The organism is Paucidesulfovibrio gracilis DSM 16080, from assembly GCF_900167125.1.
GTDB classification, from domain to species: Bacteria; Desulfobacterota; Desulfovibrionia; order Desulfovibrionales; family Desulfovibrionaceae; genus Paucidesulfovibrio; species Paucidesulfovibrio gracilis.
In genome coordinates this window covers 1-1,842 of record NZ_FUYC01000050.1, presented here as the reverse complement: position 1 = coordinate 1,842, position 1,842 = coordinate 1, and the positions used below count along the sequence as shown (strand labels likewise).

At 34.3% G+C, this 1,842-nt stretch carries 3 protein-coding genes; all 3 read left to right on the top strand.

Features of this window, described 5'->3' with window-relative positions; all coding sequences use genetic code 11:
• Positions 1-35: 35 nt before the first annotated feature.
• The gene (locus B5D49_RS14635) at positions 36-959 is read left to right on the top strand and encodes a replication initiation protein (RefSeq protein WP_057885385.1); all 924 of its coding nucleotides are present in this window, start codon (positions 36-38) and stop codon (positions 957-959) included.
• A 4-nt stretch (positions 960-963) separates the two neighbouring features.
• Positions 964-1,479 (top strand): DUF536 domain-containing protein, encoded by a 516-nt coding sequence (locus tag B5D49_RS14630; protein WP_057885386.1) that lies wholly within the window; start codon positions 964-966, stop codon positions 1,477-1,479.
• 183 nt (positions 1,480-1,662) lie between these two features.
• A partial coding sequence (locus B5D49_RS14625; RefSeq protein ID WP_200806812.1) for an aldo/keto reductase occupies positions 1,663-1,842 on the top strand: 180 nt, incomplete at its 3' end.

Sequence of the window (1,842 nt, the reverse complement as noted above, 5' to 3'; positions counted from 1 at the left end):
TACTTTTATTTTAATATGTGTTTGAGGTGATAATCATGTCTAATGAGTTAGTTAAGTATGATCCTGAGTTGAATACTATTCCCTTGAGAAAATTTACCCCAATTGAGATGAATTTATTTTTTTCAATTGTTTCCCGCATGCGGGATCAAGGGAATAAAACTGTTCGTTTCTCTTTTGATCAGTTAAAAGAGCTTAGTAACTATAAGCCAACCGCAAATAAACGTTTTATTGATGATATTGAAAATACATACCAAAAGATCCTCAGCCTTAGGTTTGGCCGTAGAAGTAAGAGTGGCTTAAATCGTGAATTTTTTGTTATGTTTACTGAATTTGAAATTAAAGGTGAAGCTGAAGAACCTTATGTTGATATTCAGATTTATCCCAAAGCATTGCACTTGCTAAACGATTTAGAAAGTTGGGTTCGTTATGCCCTAACAGAATTTAGAAATTTAAAAAGCAGTTACGCTAAAACAATGTTTCGTCTAATTAAGCAATTTCGAACTACTGGCTATTCTTATTTCTCTAAAGAAGATTTTTTTGAATTGCTTGATATACCTAAAAGTTATTGGAATAGTCCTTCAAATGTTGACAAAAAGGTTATTAAGCCAATTAGAGAAGAATTAACCCCGCTTTTTAGAGGGCTAACGATTAGAAAAAAATATGGTAAAGGCAGAGGAAAACCAGTTATCGGTTATTCTTTTACTTGGAAACCTGAAAAAAAGGACGCAAATGATTTTTCTCAAGGAAAAGTTCAAGATGAGCGTCAAAAACTCTTTAACATTCAGCACAATGATGAATTATCAGATAAAGAAAAGTGGCGTGCAATTGACAAAGTTAAATGCTTGCCTTTAGGAACAACTGAAAAACAGGTACTGGCTGAAAAACAAGCTGAACATGATCAAAAAATCAGAGATCAAGCAAGACAAGAATTTCTCGCTGATCTCCGAAAGGGGTTTTAAAATCATGTCTAAAACTATTAGAGAACTTGCTAATGAATTGAAGGTCTCCAAGCAGACTATTCAATATCACTACCAAAGACTACCAACAAAGAACCGACAAAAAGATCGTCAAGGTACAAACATGGTTAGCCTTACAGCTGAAAGGATTATTAGAGATAAGGTAGCAAAGCCTTTGGTAGCAAAGAACCAACAAACAGGTAGCAAAAAAGAGACAAAGACTAGCGAAGAAAATAATGAGCTAATCGCTACTCTAAGAAGAGAAGTAGCAGATTTAAAGTCTCAACGTGACAAACAGCTTGCTACCAAAGACCAACAAATAGATCATCTAATAAAACTGATAGATCAGCAACAACAACTTCAATTAACAACTGTAGCAGAAAATAGAGAGCTAAAAGCCCATATTCAAAAAATAAATGGCTTACTTGAAACTTCTAAGTCATCTCAGAAACGACAAAACAATTCTCCAGAAGAGGACATGTATAAAAATAAGCGTAATAAAAACTGGTGGCACTTTTGGTAAAGCTTTCTTAAATCTTAGCAAAAGTGTTATATAGTTAATTGATCAAGGAAATCATATTAGTGATAAAAGAAAGGGATATATATTTTGTATAAGGGTTTTAACTTAACTTTAATTTGTACAGGTATTATTAGTTTCGTTGGCAGATGTTTTTAACTATAATTCATCAAAAAGGGGATAACAATTATGAAGACAATTCAAATTGGCGCTAGTCAGCTCAAAGCGTCTGCGGTTGCGCTGGGTATTATGCGGATGGTTCGTTTAGATACCGATGCGGCAGCGAACGTCTTAGAGACAGTTCATGACCGGGGCGTTAACTTTATTGATTCAGCGGATATTTATGGTAACGGTGATTCGGAACGGATT